18 protein-coding genes are annotated in these 16,491 nt (G+C 40.6%); 12 read left to right on the forward strand and 6 right to left on the reverse strand.

Annotated elements, in window-relative coordinates; translation table 11 throughout:
• The first annotated feature begins 96 nt into the window (after positions 1 to 96).
• Entirely contained in the window at positions 97 to 468 is a 372-nt protein-coding gene (locus DMP02_RS05795) for a hypothetical protein (protein ID WP_126323209.1), read from the forward strand.
• A 66-nt stretch (positions 469 to 534) separates the two neighbouring features.
• Here the strand turns inward: DMP02_RS05795 and DMP02_RS05800 are convergent, their stop codons facing one another.
• Positions 535 to 2,025 (reverse strand): leucyl aminopeptidase, encoded by a 1,491-nt coding sequence (locus DMP02_RS05800; protein WP_126323210.1) that lies wholly within the window; start codon positions 2,023 to 2,025, stop codon positions 535 to 537.
• Positions 2,026 to 2,172: 147 nt separating this feature from the next.
• Here DMP02_RS05800 and lptF point away from each other — a divergent pair, with 147 nt between their 5' ends.
• From lptF to DMP02_RS05820, 4 genes are all read left to right on the forward strand, one after another.
• Entirely contained in the window at positions 2,173 to 3,285 is a 1,113-nt protein-coding gene (gene lptF / locus DMP02_RS05805) for an LPS export ABC transporter permease LptF (protein WP_126323211.1), read from the forward strand.
• Between the two features lie 140 nt (positions 3,286 to 3,425).
• Complete coding sequence (gene lptG / locus DMP02_RS05810) at positions 3,426 to 4,493, forward strand: LPS export ABC transporter permease LptG (RefSeq protein WP_126323212.1); 1,068 nt, start codon at positions 3,426 to 3,428, stop codon at positions 4,491 to 4,493.
• A gap of 145 nt (positions 4,494 to 4,638) precedes the next feature.
• Positions 4,639 to 6,258, forward strand: a complete 1,620-nt coding sequence (locus tag DMP02_RS05815; protein ID WP_126323213.1) for an NAD+ synthase — start codon at positions 4,639 to 4,641, stop codon at positions 6,256 to 6,258.
• A gap of 241 nt (positions 6,259 to 6,499) precedes the next feature.
• On the forward strand, positions 6,500 to 6,724 hold the full coding sequence (locus DMP02_RS05820) for a DUF807 family protein (protein WP_126323214.1): 225 nt from the start codon (positions 6,500 to 6,502) through the stop codon (positions 6,722 to 6,724).
• A 449-nt stretch (positions 6,725 to 7,173) separates the two neighbouring features.
• On the opposite strand, the gene DMP02_RS05830 is transcribed toward DMP02_RS05820, so the two are convergent.
• Both DMP02_RS05830 and DMP02_RS05835 read right to left on the reverse strand, forming a co-directional pair.
• Positions 7,174 to 7,932, reverse strand: coding sequence for an outer membrane protein assembly factor BamD (locus tag DMP02_RS05830; protein ID WP_126323216.1), 759 nt, complete (start codon positions 7,930 to 7,932; stop codon positions 7,174 to 7,176).
• A 124-nt stretch (positions 7,933 to 8,056) separates the two neighbouring features.
• Positions 8,057 to 8,272: a YgaP-like transmembrane domain gene (locus DMP02_RS05835; RefSeq protein ID WP_126323217.1), complete on the reverse strand. Its 216-nt coding sequence runs from the start codon at positions 8,270 to 8,272 to the stop codon at positions 8,057 to 8,059.
• A gap of 134 nt (positions 8,273 to 8,406) precedes the next feature.
• Between DMP02_RS05835 and rluD the strand changes: the two genes are divergently transcribed.
• The 3 genes from rluD to DMP02_RS05850 all read left to right on the forward strand — a co-directional run bounded on the left by rluD (position 8,407) and on the right by DMP02_RS05850 (position 10,811).
• On the forward strand, positions 8,407 to 9,375 hold the full coding sequence (rluD, locus tag DMP02_RS05840) for a 23S rRNA pseudouridine(1911/1915/1917) synthase RluD (RefSeq protein ID WP_126323218.1): 969 nt from the start codon (positions 8,407 to 8,409) through the stop codon (positions 9,373 to 9,375).
• On the forward strand, positions 9,368 to 10,099 hold the full coding sequence (gene pgeF / locus DMP02_RS05845) for a peptidoglycan editing factor PgeF (protein ID WP_126323219.1): 732 nt from the start codon (positions 9,368 to 9,370) through the stop codon (positions 10,097 to 10,099). The genes rluD and pgeF overlap by 8 nt, the downstream gene beginning before the upstream one ends.
• A 154-nt stretch (positions 10,100 to 10,253) precedes the next feature.
• A complete protein-coding gene (locus DMP02_RS05850; protein ID WP_126323220.1) occupies positions 10,254 to 10,811 on the forward strand; it encodes a hypothetical protein in 558 nt (185 codons plus the stop codon).
• Between the two features lie 197 nt (positions 10,812 to 11,008).
• Here the strand turns inward: DMP02_RS05850 and DMP02_RS05855 are convergent, their stop codons facing one another.
• The 3 genes from DMP02_RS05855 to DMP02_RS05865 form a co-directional block, all read right to left on the reverse strand.
• On the reverse strand, positions 11,009 to 11,353 hold the full coding sequence (locus DMP02_RS05855) for a hypothetical protein (RefSeq protein ID WP_126323221.1): 345 nt from the start codon (positions 11,351 to 11,353) through the stop codon (positions 11,009 to 11,011).
• Positions 11,354 to 11,513: 160 nt separating this feature from the next.
• A complete protein-coding gene (locus tag DMP02_RS05860; RefSeq protein WP_126323222.1) occupies positions 11,514 to 12,788 on the reverse strand; it encodes an HlyC/CorC family transporter in 1,275 nt (424 codons plus the stop codon).
• Positions 12,789 to 12,806: 18 nt separating this feature from the next.
• Complete coding sequence (locus tag DMP02_RS05865; protein ID WP_126323223.1) at positions 12,807 to 13,244, reverse strand: cytochrome c biogenesis protein CcsA; 438 nt, start codon at positions 13,242 to 13,244, stop codon at positions 12,807 to 12,809.
• A 212-nt stretch (positions 13,245 to 13,456) separates the two neighbouring features.
• Between DMP02_RS05865 and ffh the strand changes: the two genes are divergently transcribed.
• The 4 genes from ffh (at position 13,457) to trmD (ending at position 16,479) form a co-directional block, all read left to right on the forward strand.
• Positions 13,457 to 14,809: a signal recognition particle protein gene (gene ffh / locus DMP02_RS05870; RefSeq protein WP_126323515.1), complete on the forward strand. Its 1,353-nt coding sequence runs from the start codon at positions 13,457 to 13,459 to the stop codon at positions 14,807 to 14,809.
• A 99-nt stretch (positions 14,810 to 14,908) separates the two neighbouring features.
• Entirely contained in the window at positions 14,909 to 15,196 is a 288-nt protein-coding gene (rpsP, locus tag DMP02_RS05875; protein ID WP_126323224.1) for a 30S ribosomal protein S16, read from the forward strand.
• Between the two features lie 42 nt (positions 15,197 to 15,238).
• Positions 15,239 to 15,748, forward strand: coding sequence for a ribosome maturation factor RimM (rimM, locus tag DMP02_RS05880; RefSeq protein ID WP_126323225.1), 510 nt, complete (start codon positions 15,239 to 15,241; stop codon positions 15,746 to 15,748).
• Positions 15,748 to 16,479: a tRNA (guanosine(37)-N1)-methyltransferase TrmD gene (trmD, locus tag DMP02_RS05885; protein WP_126323226.1), complete on the forward strand. Its 732-nt coding sequence runs from the start codon at positions 15,748 to 15,750 to the stop codon at positions 16,477 to 16,479. Before rimM ends, trmD begins: the two co-directional genes overlap by 1 nt.
• Positions 16,480 to 16,491 lie beyond the last annotated feature (12 nt).

Below are 16,491 nucleotides of genomic sequence, written 5' to 3' on the forward strand. Positions count from 1 at the left end.
TCAATGATAAACTAACTCTAGAAAAACTTTCTTTTTTCAAAAAATCATAAGTAGAATAGCAAGTTCTATTTTTAAAAATAACAAGGCAATCATGGTATGAAAAAAATATTAGCGAGTTTAGTAATAACCACTTTACTACTTTCTGCTTGTGCAGGAAAAACCCCTAATCCTATTCCTCAACATCAACCTGGAGATGAACTCCTAACGTGTTCCCAAATCAAACAAGAACTGTTAGATAATCGAGTCAAAGTGATGAATCTTATTCCTAAAGAAAATAAGATGGGTAAAAACATTGCATTAGGCGTTGCAGGCGCTTTTGTTATTGTTCCTTGGTTCTTTATGGATTTTTCTGATGCTGAGCGTGTAGAAATACAAGGCTACCAATTACGTGACAATTGGCTTCGATCACTTTCTATTAAGAAAAAATGCGGCGCTTTACCTGCTTCGATTAGATTCCAAGGTCAATAGTCATCTAAATAAAGAGGTAAATAATCATTTATTTACCTCTTTAAAAACCTTCTCCAAACAACGTTTTTAAGAAATACGATTCAATAAAAACTGCACTAACAAGGATACCGGCCGACCGGTTGCTGCTTTATTTTGACCACTTCTCCACGCTGTGCCGGCAATATCTAAATGTGCCCAACGAAATTTCTTGGTGAAACGGGAAAGAAAACAAGCGGCAGTAATGCTTTTACCACCACCAACACCAATGTTTGAAATATCTGCGATATTACTATCGATCTGTTCTTGATAATCATCCCATAAAGGTAAAGCCCATATTCTATCGTGACTCTGCTCACCTGCTTTTTCTAACTCATTTGTTAACGTCGAATCGTTACTCATTAATCCGGTTGCAACAGCCCCCAACGCAATAATAATAGCGCCGGTTAAGGTCGCCATATCGATGACCACATCCGGTTCAAAACGTTCGCTATAGGTTAATGCATCAGCCAAAATCAAACGGCCTTCCGCATCCGTATTAATCACTTCAATCGTTTGCCCCGAAAGACTTTTGATAATATCGCCAGGTTTGACGGCGGATCCGCTAGGTAAATTTTCGGTCAGCGGCATAATACCCACCACATTAATAGGCAGTTTGAGCAGAGCAATCGCTTTAAGCGTACCTAGTACACTCGCCGCGCCAGCCATATCAAATTTCATTTCTTCCAGACCCGCTGCTGGCTTGATACAGATACCACCCGAATCAAAGGTAACACCCTTACCGACTAATACCACTGGTTTCTGATCTTTTTTAGCACCGTTATACTCGAGCACAACAAAGTGTGGCGGCTGCTCTGAACCTTGAGCCACCGCTAATAAGGCACCCATACCTTCTTTTTCTATAGCGTCCTTTTTTAACACCTGAATATCGAGTTCAACTTCTTTAGCTAAGGCTTTGGCTTGCTCAGCCATATAATGTGGGGTACAGATATTAGCCGGTGAATTAGCCAAATCTTTAGTGAGCTTGATGCCGGTAATGATGGCAACTGCCTGTTTTATAGCTTCCTCTGCCTTAGCTGAATCGGCTGAAGCCACATTAAAAACAAATTCTTTAGGCGCAGAAAAAGCAGGTTTATCAGCCTTTTTAGTTTTAAATTGATCAAAGCTATAAAAACAATCTTCGATTAATTCAATGCTTTGCCGAACTTTAGTATAAGCATCTAAGCCCTTTACTTCTAAATCGGTTAAGTAGTTAACCACGCGATCCCATTTCGCCGATTTAACCACACTGGCCACACAGCAGGTTATTTTACGAAAATCGGATGGTTTAAGCTTCCCTTCTTCACCACAGTAAACAAACAGAATACGTGCGCTAGAAACACCGGGGATAGAATACAGTAATAAGCTTCTGCCTATTTCTTCCACCAGATCGTTTTTGGCTAATAGGTTACGGATAGCACCTTGGCTCGCTTGATCTAATTGTTCTGCAATCTTAGAAAGCTTTTTATTTTGAAAAACACCCACGATAAAGCAATCGGCCTGTTCTTTAGCGGGTTCTATTGATGTTAGAGCGTAGTGCATGGGGTTCCCCTTATTCTACTTGATTAAAACTAAGCCTATAGTCTACTCAAATTTTAGTTATTTACTAGGTTTGGCCTTATACTGGATATAGCCCACCCTTTATGAAATAATTTCTACTCTTCTTGGGCTTCGAGCTTAACCTAAAAAATGATCCTTTTTCGCTATCTAACTCGTGAAGTATTAGCCAGCCTTTTGCTCATTACTAGCCTTCTACTCTTTATTTTGATGAGTAATGAGTTTGTGCATTACTTGAACCAGGTTGCCGGTGGAAAATTTGCAGTCGGCATATTGTGGAAATTAATTATCCTGGAATCACCCCGTTTTTTAGCTATTCTACTTCCTTTCAGCCTATTTCTAGCTATTTTATTCACCTATGGTCGACTTTATGCCGATTATGAAATGACCACGCTGAATGCTTGCGGCTTCAGCTTAGGTCAACTCACATTAATGACCTTACCACTGGTTATTTTCCTTAGTGTGATCATCGCAATTTTAAATCTTTGGTTAAATCCCGAGCTATTGAGCTACCGTAATAAGTTACTGGCTCAAACAGGAACAGCGATTGAATTACAAACGGTACAACCCGGCAGTTTTCAACAAACGAATGGCGGACAGCGCATTATTTACGTAGAAAGTATTTCTGGGGATCATAAAGCCGTCAAAAATCTTTTTATGGCACAAATTAATAAGCAGCAACCTGCTTCTGCCATCACACCTTGGACTATACTCAGCGCCAATAGCGGCTATCAAATGATAAGCCCTAAAACAAAAGAAGCTTTTTTTGTGGCTGTAAACGGCAGACGGTATGAGGGAATACCAGGGACAAAAGAATATTATATTACCCAATTTACTAATTATGGCGTCCGTATAGACTCGCACGTCGGCACCGTCAATAATCCGCAAGAGTCTATATCGAGTCTTGCTTTATGGCATGCTGATCAGCCAAACAAAGCAAGCTTTTTTTCTGAATTACAATGGCGACTATCTGCCCCTATTGCCACCTTGCTCTTAGCATTTCTTGCGATTCCTTTAAGCCGTGTTAATCCGCGTCAAGGAAAATATCTACATTTATTACCTGCCATTACTGTTTATATTTTGTATCTTAATCTATTACTGTTTGGACGTAATTGGATTGAAAATGGCGATATTTCTTATAGCTGGGGCCTTTGGTGGATACATGGCTTGTTAATCATTATTATACTCCTTGCCTGGTGTTACGCCTTGGGTTGGAATCGAATCAAATACATTCTTCGCCTTTGAATTTTTGGCGGCGTTCCCGCTCAACTCGCCATCCTCATGTATGTTGTATACACTGCGGTGGCTTCGTTTTGTGCTCGGCCTTGCCAAAAATCCAATTGCTGTGAATGCATCCCATGAATCAACTTAATTAAATTTAGACGATGAAAATAATAGAGCGCTACCTCGGTAAAACCATCATTAGCACGACCTTGTCGGTACTCGGTGTTTTACTCGCTCTTTTTGCCTTGATTCAATTAATCGCTGAAACGCGTGATATTGGTTCGGGGAACTACACCTTACTAAGTGCTTTCTATTATGTTTTCCTCACATTACCTTCACAATTTTATACTTTCTCACCGATTGCTATTTTATTAGGGACTATCCTTGGCCTAGGTTTATTAGCAAGACATAGTGAATTAATTATTTTAAATGCCAGTGGCGTTTCTCTCTATCAAATAGCGTGGTGTTTATTTAAATCTACGTTACTGATTGTTTTTTTCACTGTCTTAATCGGTGAAGGTATCGCACCACGCGCGGCTAATCTTGCCGAAAGTCATAAAACGTTTCTAACTACTCGTGGTCAAACTTTAATGACACAACAAGGAGCATTATGGATCCGAGATGGACATAACTTTATTTACATTCAATCTATTCTAAATCCAACCCATTTGACTCAAGTTAGCCGTTATCAATTCGATGACCATAACAATTTACTGAATGCCAGTTTTGCAAAACAAGTGAATTATGAAAATAATAACTGGCAAGCTTATGATGTTGTCACTAGCCATCTTAGCCCTAAACAAGTGACAAGCCATCAGTCCCAACAGGAAACTTGGCCATTCTCTTTTAGTCCAAAGCTACTCAATATTTCGATTATCTTGCCGGAGCAAATGTCCCTCAGACAGCTCAATGAATATATTCACTATCGACAAAAAAATCTGCTGAATACCAGTCAATATTCGCTTGCCTTTTGGCAACGACTACTGCAGCCCTTTGCTATCTGGCTCATGATGTTTTTAGCCATCCCTTTTACTTTTAAGCATTTAAGAAGTTTAGCCACCAGTTTGCGTACTATTGCCGGTGTTGTGGTTGGGTTTGGCTTTTATCTTTTAAATGAATTCTTTGGCCCTTTTGCTATTGTCTATCAATGGCCTCCTCTCTTAGCAGCTTTACTGCCATTGATTATTTTTACACTCATTGCCGCATTATTAATGTATTGGGCAAAATAGGTTATATTATATATTCACAGCCATTGGATTTTTGGCAAGGCGCCGCGAAAATGAAGCAACCGCAGTGTATTAGTCATACATGAGGATTGCGAATTGAGCGGGAACGCCGCCAAAAGTTCAAGGGCGAAGAGTATAGAGGTTATCAATGTCATCTGTGTTAAAAATCGCTATTGGACAATTTAATTTCTTAGTAGGAAGCATTGAAGCCAATACACAAAAAATCCTTGATGTCATTAAAGAGGCTAAACAAGCCAAGGCAGACCTACTGGTTTTTCCTGAACTTGCACTCTGTGGTTATCCGCCTGAAGATCTTTTGCTGCGTGAGGATTTTAAGCAGCAAATTAAAAATGCCTTAAAAATAATTCAAGCACAAGCAAACGGTATTTCTATTTTATTAGGACATCCTGATTATACTGAACAAGGCATTTATAATGCCGCCAGTTTAATGGCGAATAAAAAAATCGTTACCACCTATCATAAACAGTGCTTACCTAATTACGGTGTTTTTGACGAACGTCGTTATTTTAAACCCGGTAATTCACTTGGCTTAATTAAAATAAAGGATATTTCCATTGGTATCTTAATCTGTGAAGATCTTTGGCATCCTGGCCCTATCTTGTCTGCAAAACATGCCGGCGCTGAATTAATCATTTGCATTAATGCTTCTCCTTTTGATGAAACAAAAGCACAAGAACGCATCAGTGCTTTGCAGATAAATATTGCGCAGACAAACCTGCCTGTTCTTTATGTACACGGCGTAAGCGGACAAGACGATTTAGTGTTTGATGGGGGTTCTCTTGCTTTTGATTCACAGGGTACACTCACTGCACATGCCGGTTTTTTTACGGAAAAATTATGGTTAGTTGATTTTAAACCAACTGAACATGCTTTTATTTCCCAAGCATTACCTGCTGATCAATCCGTCGAAGCATTAATCTATCAAGCGCTCGTCTTAGCCGTGCGCGATTACGTAGACAAAAATCACTTCCCAGGTGTTTTACTCGGTCTTTCGGGCGGTATTGATTCAGCACTAGTGCTAGCTATTGCAGTGGATGCACTCGGAAAAGATCGTGTGCATGCCGTCACACTACCTTCTCGATTTACTTCTGAACTTAGCTTGCAGATTGCATCAAAACTCGCTGAAACACTGGCGGTACAATTGACAACACTTTCTATTGAAGCCAGTTTTTGCGCTTTTTTAACGACATTAAATTTAGATCCGCAACAACCGCCAGCAGGCATCACTACGGAGAATATTCAAGCACGTTGCCGTGCTGTGTTATTGATGGCGCTTTCGAATCAAAGCGGTGATTTATTATTAAATGCGAGCAATAAAAGTGAGTTAGCGGTGGGTTATGCCACTTTATACGGGGATATGGCGGGAGGATTTGCGGTCATCAAAGATGTACCTAAAATGATGGTTTACAAACTTGCCCATTATCGCAATAGCATTACACCTGTTTTTCCTAAAGAACTGCTTGCTCGCGCACCCAGCGCAGAATTAGCATCTGATCAACGCGATGAAGATTCGCTGCCACCTTACTCAGAATTAGATCCTATTCTAGCGCTTTATGTGGAACAAGATAAAAGTGTAGCGGATATCGTAGCCGCCGGTTTTAAGAAAGAAATGGTAGAAAGAATTATTAAATTAGTTGATCGTAGTGAATATAAACGTCGTCAAATAGCGGTAGGTCCTCGTACAACAACACGTGCCTTTGGTCGTGAACGCCGTTATCCGATTAGCTCGGGTTTCTTTCCAGATTAAAAGCCATAGCGAGAAGCAACACACCCTACATCGTTCATTCGCTCATCGAGCATTTTATTTTTTTAAATAATAAACAAATCATCTCTCGTTATTTTTATTTCTTAAAATACCAGCTATAGCAGTAGCCTATTTTGCAGTTTTAACTAAAAAATAAACTTTATACTGATCCGTATAAAAATAATAATTTCATAAAGTTTATCGAAAACGATATCAGTATTTTAATTTAAATAAGGAGAAAATCATGTTAGACGCTGGATTAACGTTCCCGGGAACAGGTGCCATAGGTGCCATGAATGTCAGCAGTTATTTTGGTAATAAAATGGCGATTCAAGCCGTCAACGTAAATAAGATTGCCATTGGCCAGTACTCGGTTACTTTTTTTAGTGCTCGTGACCTCAAACCGACACAACCACCTGCAGTAAATCTTACTATACAAGATAATACAGGAACGATTTTTATTGCTTAGCTGCTACAGCCCGTACAATTTACATTTAATCCCAACGCGAAAGATTTTAAATGGCAACTCCAACTACAAATTGTGTGTCAGAAAATCAATCCTTCCCTCAATGTGTTGATTCTAGGCAATTATCCTGTTCTAGTCGCTGCAGATCCTCAGCAAATTATGGTTTCTATCCAGCAAATGGACAGCATAAGAAATGAGGATGAGGATAAGAAAATGTATAACCCAGCGATGCCTACCAAGTTTCCACCAACAGTTATTACTCATACAGAGGCAAGAAAAGCTTTCTACGATTCTCTAGAAAATGAGGACAATATAATATCGATACCGTGGGGGGCGCAGGCGCAGTTAAGTCAACTAGATTAATTAAAAATATTTAACGCTTCCGCCAGAATAATTTAGATAAAGAGAGAGAGGTACGGTATAGAGATAGCGTTGGCCTGAGTAGGCCGCCTTTATTCTAAAGTTGCATTGGGAAAATTAAGTTGCAATAGCGCTAAACTTTGATTGGCTAGATCTTCCAAACCTAAAATCCGGTAAGCTTTAATCATAATGATTAAAGCCTGCTCCACTTCCGGCGCGCCTTGATACTGTTGCACGACTTCATTCGCCCGATTAGCGGCAGCAACATAGGCTTTCTTTCTAAAATAATAATCGGCAATATGTAGATCATAACTTGCAAATAAATTGCGTAAGTAGATCATACGTTGTCTGGCATCCGCAGCATAACGACTATTCGGATAGCGACTAATTAATTGCTCAAACTCCTGATAAGCCACACGCATGCTGCCCGGATCACGCATTGATAAATCAATAGGCACATAACGTAAATACCAACCTCTATCCTGATCCATATCGGCTAAAGCACACATGTAATACGCATAGTCAATCGCTTTGCTATTCGGGTAAACATGTATAAACCGTTCTGCCGCTGCTTTGGCCGAAGGCGCGTCCCCATGTTGGTAATAGCTATAGATAAGCTCTAGTTGTGCTTGTTCTGAATAGCGATTAAAAGGATAAACAACATCTAACGCTTCATAGTTCTTAATTGCATGCGCATAATTTCGATTCGCCAGTGATTCTTTTGCACTTTGATAAATTTGTCCCACGGACTGCCCTTGATAAGCAACCAGCGGATCACTCGACTTAGTCGCACAAGCACTCAATAAAACAGTCACTAGACTTATAAAAAAAACAAAATTAAATAATTTCACAATATAGATAACGCTCTGGCTAATTATTTTTTATAAGCCATTAAGAAAGTAAACATTAAGTGACTTTGAAATCTGTTTTCAAAGTCACTTAATTTATTATTGTACGATTTGACTTTATGGTTGGTTAGTCCCGCTTACGAAAAATCTCATTCAACTTAAATTTCTCTGCTAATATGGGAATACCACACCATCCGATTATTCCTTCTACGATCAGAATAACACCCACTAAAAACGCAAATAATTTTCCAAGGCCTAATAAGACGCCGATCAATAAAACAACACCAATAACTAAGCGTGTAATACGCTCATTACCTTGGATATTGCTCGCTACATTCAACATAGATAGTATCCTCTATTAAGTAATAACAAAAAGGCATCGCTCCCGAGAACATTATATACCCATAACGCTTAATTTTGCGAATTCACAAAATCAGGGCTAGCTTTTCTAAATAGGGGCGGTATAACTTTACTTTTATGAAAAACACAACCCAAACGGTTAATTACCAGGTTATTGTGCCTGAACACTTAGCCGAAAAACGACTTGACCAAATTCTGAGTGCATTATTCCCTGCTTATTCTCGATCCCGCTTGCAAAGCTGGATTCGCAGCCAACAGATTTTAGTCGACCAACAAATCAAACGCCCTCGCGATAAAATTAAGGCCGGTGCGTTGATTACTATCGCCGCCACGCTGCCAGAAGAAACTAAATGGGAAGCTCAATCTATCCCGCTTGATATTGTTTATGAAGATGAAACCTTACTGGTAGTTAATAAACCAGCAGGTTTAGTCACGCACCCCGCTGTAGGCAACCCTGACAAAACATTGCTCAATGCACTATTGCATCATTGCCCACCACTAAAACAACTTCCTAGAGCCGGCATCATTCATCGGCTTGATAAAGACACATCTGGCTTATTAGTTATTCCTAAAACGTTGAATGCCCACACCCAATTGGTTAAACAGCTTCAGGCGCGGACGATTCAAAGAGATTATTATGCTGTTGTTGAAGGCGTGTTAATCTCAGGCGGAACGGTCAACGCCCCTATTGGCAGGCATCCTAAATTGCGCAAAAAAATGGCGGTCAATACCTTCAGCGGCAAAGAAGCTGTTTCTCATTACCGCGTTATTGAGCGCTTTGCTCACCATACGCTCATAAAAGTTCAACTGGAAACGGGTCGTACCCATCAGATCCGTGTCCATATGGCACATATTCATCATCCCTTAGTCGGTGATAAAACCTACCGCGGTCGTCTTCAATTACCCAAAAAAGCCGGCCCCGAATTGATAAGTTGTTTGCGACAATTCTCTAGACAAGCGTTGCATGCCGAGCATTTAAAACTGATCCACCCTCTGTCGCAGGAAGTCATTGAATGGCAAGCACCGTTACCAGAAGATATGATTAAGCTAATCAATTGCCTGCGTGAAGACAAAAAACATGCTTGATTTCATCATTCCTGATTGGCCTGCGCCACCCTGGATTAAAGCCGCCACCACCACACGTCAGGGTGGATTTAGCGCTGCTCCTTTTGATAGCCTGAACCTAGGTCAAACGGTGGGCGATGACCTTGACTGTGTGCTTAAAAACCAAGCTCTGCTGAAGGAATCGCTCGGGCTAAGTAAAGACCCTCTCTGGCTCAAACAAACCCATGGAACCAAGGTTATTTCAGCTAATCATACTGCTGATCGATCCGCTGATGCGGTAGTTGCCAATGAACCTCAATCCGTATGTGCGGTATTAACCGCTGATTGCCTGCCGCTATTGGTTTGTAGCAAAACACGACACTGTGTCGCGGCCATTCATGCGGGTTGGAAAGGTTTAGTTGCTGGTGTGATAGAAAACAGCATTAAAGCATTAGCCTGTCCAGCTGAGGATTTATTAGTCTGGTTAGGCCCTGCCATCGGCCCTCGAGCCTTTGTGGTAGGAGAAGACGTTTTCTGGCAGTTTGTGAAAAAAAGACCAGAATTCAAGGTGGCTTTTGAAAAAATAGGCAATAAACAATGGTTAGCTAATCTTTACCAGCTGGCCAGACTGCACTTAAATAAGCTAGGAATAGGCGCCATTTATGGTGGTCAGCATTGTACTTACACCAATAAGACGCAATTCTTTTCCTTTCGTCGCGATAAGCTAACCGGACGCCAAGCTAGCCTGATTTGGATCCACCAATAAATACCCCCTCCCTTTAGTAACTCCTTGAGAAACTAAGCAACAGACCAGCCTTTCAAAGCCCATTATTGTTCTTTTATTGTACAAAAATACCCTAATCCCCTATAATATTGATCAATAAAGGCACAATAATTAAAAATAATAATAATCACACGCTATGCCTACTCTACCTCGCTATTTGATAGCCTCCCTATTTGGGTTATTAGCTACACCTCTTTTTGCTACGCCTCTACCCAAGGGAAACTTTTCTGTGGGATCCTCTCAGCCTATCGATGATAAGCGCTGGGGAATACTCGTCTATCACAGCTGGATGACCAGCAATAACATTGGTGCCGTGCTAACTTGGCAAGACGTCCATTTAAAATATGGAACGATGAACTCGGTCGACTTATCCTATCAACTAGCACCGCAAAATCCATTACGTCGCTTTTTTCAACCCCTGGTTAGCACTGTTGAAGTAGCAGGCAATATAACCCAACGACGTGATCCCAATGGCTTAATTTATGAATTTGACCCTTATTTAAATTTTCGCTGGAAAAATTTTCCTTGGAATAATATTGTTGCGACAACGATGTCTATCGGTGATGGGATTTCTTATGCAACGGGTCTCCCGCTGCGCGAAGAACATGATTCAACTAATAATAATGCCAAACATCTACTCAATTTTTTAGTGTTGGAAGCCAGCTTTGCTGCACCCCAACATCCCGATTTATAGTTTGTTGTACGTGTTAATCATCGCTGCGGTGCCTGGGGACTCTTCGGCGCTGGTAATTTAAGTTCTAATGCAATGGGTGTAGGAATACGCTATTTATTTTAATCCTTTTGTAAATTTATATCGCCCCGTACTTGAATTTTCAGCTGTGCTACTGAAAATTCAATGGCTGTGAGATATAAAAAAGAGCAATAAAACCATTAAGCGCTGGGCGTTGGCGCCTTAGACAGCACTTCTGTTTTTAACCCATCTTCTTCTACTTCTTTAAAAAAGGCAGGCTCTCCTAACATTGAAGAAGCTGAAGTTTTCTCTTTTTGTTTCTCTTCACGAGAACCCAACTGAACTTTTGGTCCTTTTGTATTATTTAACAAATTAGCAGGATTAATCATTCCGGTTTTTTTTTCAGAAGAATTTAATATTTCATCTGTTATATGTACTTCATCATTCTTACAGCTACCGTAGCGATAGTTTCCACTATAAGCGCCAGACATACTTCTTCTTCCACGTCCATTTATAAAATTTTGTATCCGTTTAGGGCGACCCATTTTCTCTAACCTTAAATAAAATTAAAATATTAAATAAAATATTAAATAAAATATTAAATAAAATATTAAATAAAATATTAAATAAAATATTAAATAAAATATTACTACTTAGTATAGCAACTATTCATTTTTTTCAAAAATTTTTTTAAAAAAGGAATTTTTATTTTTTAGAAAGAGAAGATGGAAGTAAAGTTGGAAATATTTTCACCGTTTTAATTCGATTGTTTTTTACTGCAATCACTTCCATTCTTTTATTTTCTAAGTGCAAGACAGCACCTATTTTGGGAATGACTTCAAGCTGTTCGATGATAAGCCCACTGAGTGTTTTTGGACCGCGTAGAGGCAAATCGTAATTTAACTGTCGATTTAAATCACGTAACGCGATACCTCCATCCACTAAGTAACTACCGTCCGCTTGAAGGGTAATTGCTCTACGCATTAAGGCAGTATCAGTTGTAAATTCTCCAACGATTTCTTCTAAAATATCTTCTAAGGTAATCAAGCCTTGAATTTCCCCATATTCATTTACAACCAACCCAATACGGTGTTTCTCGCGGCGGAAATTAAGTAATTGACTATTTAATGCGGTTGCTTCCGGTATAAAGTGAACTTCTTCAGCCGCATTAATTAACACTTCTTTGCTTAATTGCTGCTCGCTTAAACTATTTAAAACCCTGCGAAAATGTAAAATACCAATAATGTCGTCGATAGATCGGCGATAAATAGGTAAGCGCGTGTATTGGCTCTTAATTAAATCCTTTAAAATTTCCTCCCAGGGTTTATTGATATCAATACCACTAATTTCCTGCCTAGGTATCATGATATCTTCCACCGTTACTTTCTCTAGCTCTAATACTTTTAACAACATGCTTTGATAATCTCGCGGCATATGGCCTGTGCCTTCCCGTAATAAGCTAGCTAGTTCGTCCCTAGACAACTGCTCAACACGTAGCTTAGGAACTTTCACCCCAAATAAACGCAAACTCGCATTAGCGATTAAACTGGTTATCCATACAAATGGATACAAAACATGTAGTAAAATAATCAGTGGCCAAACCGAAAAAAATGCAATTGGCAAGGGATACAAGGTTGCTAACGTCTTTGGCGCAACCTCACAAAAAACTAATACCACAAACGTTAGTGCAAGCGTTGCAAAAAAAACGCTTCCTTCCCCAAAACATTGGATAGCGATAAGCGTTGCCACCGCCGCTGCTAAGATATCCGCAAATGTTCCGCACAAGAGAATAACACCCAACAAGCGATCGGGTTGTTTTAATAAATCTTGCACTCGCTTTGCTAAGTAATGATTATGTCGAACTAAGTGCCGCAACCGGTATCGATTGATCGATAACATGGCGGCTTCTGCCAAAGAAAAAAAGACAGCGCATAGCAATAAAACGACTAATACGCTAATAAGAAATTTAAGTGAATGCACGTATTAAGTTTTCCCTTTTTAGAGTGTAGGCATGAGTAGAATGGCCCCTAAATAAATTCCCCCAATGAGGCCAACACCTATGAGGGTCCAACGTATAGCTACTTTTCCACGCCATCCAAAATAGCTTCTACCGATTAATAGCATTAAAAGCACGAACCATGCCACTATCGACAAAAGTGTTTTCTGCCATACCCCCTCTAACGAGATGGAATGAAATAAAATTAAACTAGAAACTAAGACCAATGTTAATAAAATAATGGCAATAGAAATTAAAATAAATAAATACGTTTCCATGACCTCAAGAGGCGGAAAATAATGCATAAAACGGATGGGTTGCTTCGCTTTTAGCATCCGCTCTTGGCTCGCTAATAAGAGTGCCTGAAGTGCTGCCATACATAAAACAATGAGCACCAGCGTGGACAAAAAAAAGTGAATGGGTTCAGCGCAGGAAGCCATAATGATGTTTACCTACCTCTAGAAGCTGATACAATAACAGAATTTTTTAGCGCATTCATTATCGCCCTTATCAGTAGCAAGTAAAATTAAGGGTATACTCGCAGCAATGGGATTTTTGGCAAGTGCCGCAAAGAGGATGGCGAATTGAGCGAGAACGCAGCAAAAAATTCAAGTGTGAAGAGTATTTAGAAATAACTGAGAAGCAGGAAACCATGTTTGATAACCTAACTGAACGCTTAACTCGCTCTTTTAAAAATATTCGAGGGCAAGGTCGATTAAGCGAAAATAATATTAGAGACAGTTTACGCGAAGTAAAAAAAGCCTTAATTGAAGCCGACGTCGCTTATCCGGCGGTTAAAGCCATCACTGAGCAAGTGCGGCAACAAGCACTGGGGCAAGAAGTAATGACCAGCTTAACGCCCGGCCAGGCATTTATAAAGATCGTTAACAATACCCTCACCCAAATAATGGGAGAAAGCGTCTCTGAGCTAAATCTCTCTACGACCCCTCCCGCCGTTATCCTAATGGCAGGTCTACAAGGCTCAGGAAAAACAACAACTACTGCCAAGCTAGCCTATTGGCTAAAAGAACAAAAAAATAAATCAGTTTTGGTCACCAGTACCGATATTCATCGCCCAGCCGCTATTTTACAACTTGAAAATCTAGCCCAATCCATCGATGTTGGCTTTCATCCGAGTGATAGCTCTCAAACACCTAGCCACATTGCACAAACAGCTATTCAATCGGCACGAATTAAAGGGATAGATGTCGTTATCATCGATACCGCCGGTCGATTACACATTGATGCCGCAATGATGGATGAGATTCGAACGGTACATAAAGTCAGTGCGCCTATAGAAACCTTATTCGTTCTCGATAGTATGATGGGACAAGAAGCGGCAAAAACTGCCAAAGCTTTCGATGAAACCATCCCACTAACCGGTATTGTTCTGACTAAGCTGGATGGTGACGCGCGTGGAGGAGCCGCTTTATCTGTAAAATTTACGGTAGGAAAACCGATTAAATTTATAGGGGCTGGAGAAAAGATATCAGCCCTTGAACCGTTTTATCCAGATAGAATTGCCTCACGTATTCTAGGCATGGGTGACGTGCTCTCATTGGTTGAAGAAGTACAACGGCATGTCGATCAAAAGTCTGTGCAAAAGCTTAATCAAAAACTTCAGAAAGGGAAAAAATTTGATTTAGAGGACTTCCTAAGCCAGCTACAACAAATGGATAAAATGGGGGGAATGTCACAGTTTTTAGATAAGCTCCCCGGTGGGAATGCAGCTCTACTCGCCTCCGCTAAAAACTCGCTGAATGAAAAATTAACGGTACAGATGAAAGCCATGCTCTTTTCTATGACCAAAAAAGAACGACTCTTCCCTGACCTCATCCAGGGATCACGAAAGCGACGTATTGCGGCGGGTTCCGGCACCCAAATCCAAGACGTTAATCGTCTATTGAAGCAATTTTATCAAATGCAGAAAATGATGAAGCGTTTTTCTAAGCCCGGCAGCATGAGTAAACTCCTGCAAGGGCTACAAAATCAGCACCCTCGATAGCCCTTCCCAAATGGTTAAAATTTGAGTAGAATCGGCGGATTCAATCTAATTGAACCCTATTGATTTTTAGATATTTATAAAGAGAGGAAGACTTATTTCATGGTCACCATTCGTTTAGCACGAGGCGGTAGTAAAAAACATCCTTTTTACCATATCGTTGCAACAGACAGCCGTCAGCCACGTGATGGGCGCTATATTGAGCGCTTAGGCTACTATAATCCTATGCCTGCAGGTAATGACGTGCCTTTAGAACTTAATGATGAGCGGGTTAAATACTGGCTCTCTCAAGGCGCTCAACCTTCGCAAGAAGTCAAAAATCTGATTAAAAAAGCGGCGAAAGCGGTTAAGCCTAGCAAAGACGCCGATAAAACCGAAGCAGCGGCTTAAATATAGATTGCCGCGCGTCTTTGACACTCGCAATGACGATTTATGATAAAGAAGAAGTGGGTTCTCGTGGGTTCCGTAGGCAAGCCTCATGGTATTAAAGGCTGGATAAAAATAAACTCCTATACAGAACCCCTAAGCAATATCCTTCTCTATCAACCGTGGCACTTATCAGCCTCTGAAAAAGAACCATGCGCTGTTGAGATACGACAACATCAAATGCAAGACCAGCGTCTGGTCGTACAATTTGCCGACTGTCAAACCCCTGAAGAAGCTCGCCTGTTTACTAACCGTAAAATCTATGTTGAACGTAAGCAATTTTCTGCCCTTGCTCCTCAAGAATACTATTGGGCTGACCTAGAAGGCCTAGAGGTCTATACCTGCGAAAATACTTATTTAGGTATTGTTCAAAAACTCCTTGAGACGGGTTCCAATGATGTCCTCGTCGTCCAAGGTGAAAAAAGGTACCTCATTCCCTTTTTACTCGATAACACAATCAAATCCATTGATCTAGAACAGAAAAAAATGCTCGTCGATTGGGATCCTGACTTCTAATGGATATCCAAGTTATTAGTTTATTCCCGGAGATGTTTAAGGCATTGGACTCAAGCATTCCAGGCCGTGCGCAAAAACAAGGGCTTATCCAGCTTTCTTATTTAAATCCCAGAGATTTCACCCCTGATAAACACAAAACAGTTGATGATAAACCTTATGGTGGCGGACCTGGGATGGTCATGAAATTTCAACCATTGCAGGCAGCGATACACGCTGCAAAACAACGATATCAAGGCCCTGTCTGTTATCTATCAGCCCAGGGAAAACCGTTTGACCAAGCAGCCGCCCAAACATTAAGCCAACGTAAAAGCCTCATTTTAATAGCCGGTCGCTATGAAGGGGTTGATCAGCGCCTTATTGACCAAGAAGTCGATGAAGAATGGTCTGTAGGAGATTTTATTTTAAGTGGCGGTGAGCTCGCCGCTATGTGCCTGATAGACGCTATCGTGCGTCTACTTGAAGGCGCACTAGGTGACTCGGAATCCGCTTTGCAAGATTCTTTCAGCCAGTCGCTGTTAGAATACCCCCAATACACCCGCCCAGCCGAAATAGACAACCTGGCGGTGCCCGCCATTTTGCTTGAGGGTGATCATGCAGCCATTTCACGCTGGCGCTTGAAACAGGCTCTAGGCCGAACCTGGCAAAGACGCCCTGATTTACTAAAAAAGCATATACTTAGCGCGCAAGAGCAGGTATTATTGGCCGAATTCATCCGTGAGCATAGCGAATAAGATTGGAGTTAG

It is taken from the genome of Candidatus Rickettsiella viridis (genome assembly GCF_003966755.1).
Taxonomy (GTDB): Bacteria; Pseudomonadota; Gammaproteobacteria; order Diplorickettsiales; family Diplorickettsiaceae; genus Rickettsiella_B; species Rickettsiella_B viridis.

Excerpts from the sequence above, each read along its gene's own strand:
- rimM (WP_126323225.1), top strand. The coding sequence starts at position 15,239 with ATGATAAAGAAGAAGTGGGTTCTCGTGGGTTCCGTAGGCAAGCCTCAT.
- DMP02_RS05800 (WP_126323210.1), bottom strand. The coding sequence starts at position 2,025 with ATGCACTACGCTCTAACATCAATAGAACCCGCTAAAGAACAGGCCGAT.
- pgeF (WP_126323219.1), top strand. The coding sequence starts at position 9,368 with ATGCTTGATTTCATCATTCCTGATTGGCCTGCGCCACCCTGGATTAAA.
- rpsP (WP_126323224.1), top strand. The coding sequence starts at position 14,909 with ATGGTCACCATTCGTTTAGCACGAGGCGGTAGTAAAAAACATCCTTTT.
- DMP02_RS05795 (WP_126323209.1), top strand. The coding sequence starts at position 97 with ATGAAAAAAATATTAGCGAGTTTAGTAATAACCACTTTACTACTTTCT.
- DMP02_RS05815 (WP_126323213.1), top strand. The coding sequence starts at position 4,639 with ATGTCATCTGTGTTAAAAATCGCTATTGGACAATTTAATTTCTTAGTA.
- DMP02_RS05850 (WP_126323220.1), top strand. The coding sequence starts at position 10,254 with ATGCCTACTCTACCTCGCTATTTGATAGCCTCCCTATTTGGGTTATTA.
- lptF (WP_126323211.1), top strand. The coding sequence starts at position 2,173 with ATGATCCTTTTTCGCTATCTAACTCGTGAAGTATTAGCCAGCCTTTTG.
- DMP02_RS05865 (WP_126323223.1), bottom strand. The coding sequence starts at position 13,244 with ATGGCTTCCTGCGCTGAACCCATTCACTTTTTTTTGTCCACGCTGGTG.
- DMP02_RS05855 (WP_126323221.1), bottom strand. The coding sequence starts at position 11,353 with ATGGGTCGCCCTAAACGGATACAAAATTTTATAAATGGACGTGGAAGA.
- trmD (WP_126323226.1), top strand. The coding sequence starts at position 15,748 with ATGGATATCCAAGTTATTAGTTTATTCCCGGAGATGTTTAAGGCATTG.
- DMP02_RS05835 (WP_126323217.1), bottom strand. The coding sequence starts at position 8,272 with ATGTTGAATGTAGCGAGCAATATCCAAGGTAATGAGCGTATTACACGC.
- DMP02_RS05820 (WP_126323214.1), top strand. The coding sequence starts at position 6,500 with ATGTTAGACGCTGGATTAACGTTCCCGGGAACAGGTGCCATAGGTGCC.
- rluD (WP_126323218.1), top strand. The coding sequence starts at position 8,407 with ATGAAAAACACAACCCAAACGGTTAATTACCAGGTTATTGTGCCTGAA.
- ffh (WP_126323515.1), top strand. The coding sequence starts at position 13,457 with ATGTTTGATAACCTAACTGAACGCTTAACTCGCTCTTTTAAAAATATT.
- lptG (WP_126323212.1), top strand. The coding sequence starts at position 3,426 with ATGAAAATAATAGAGCGCTACCTCGGTAAAACCATCATTAGCACGACC.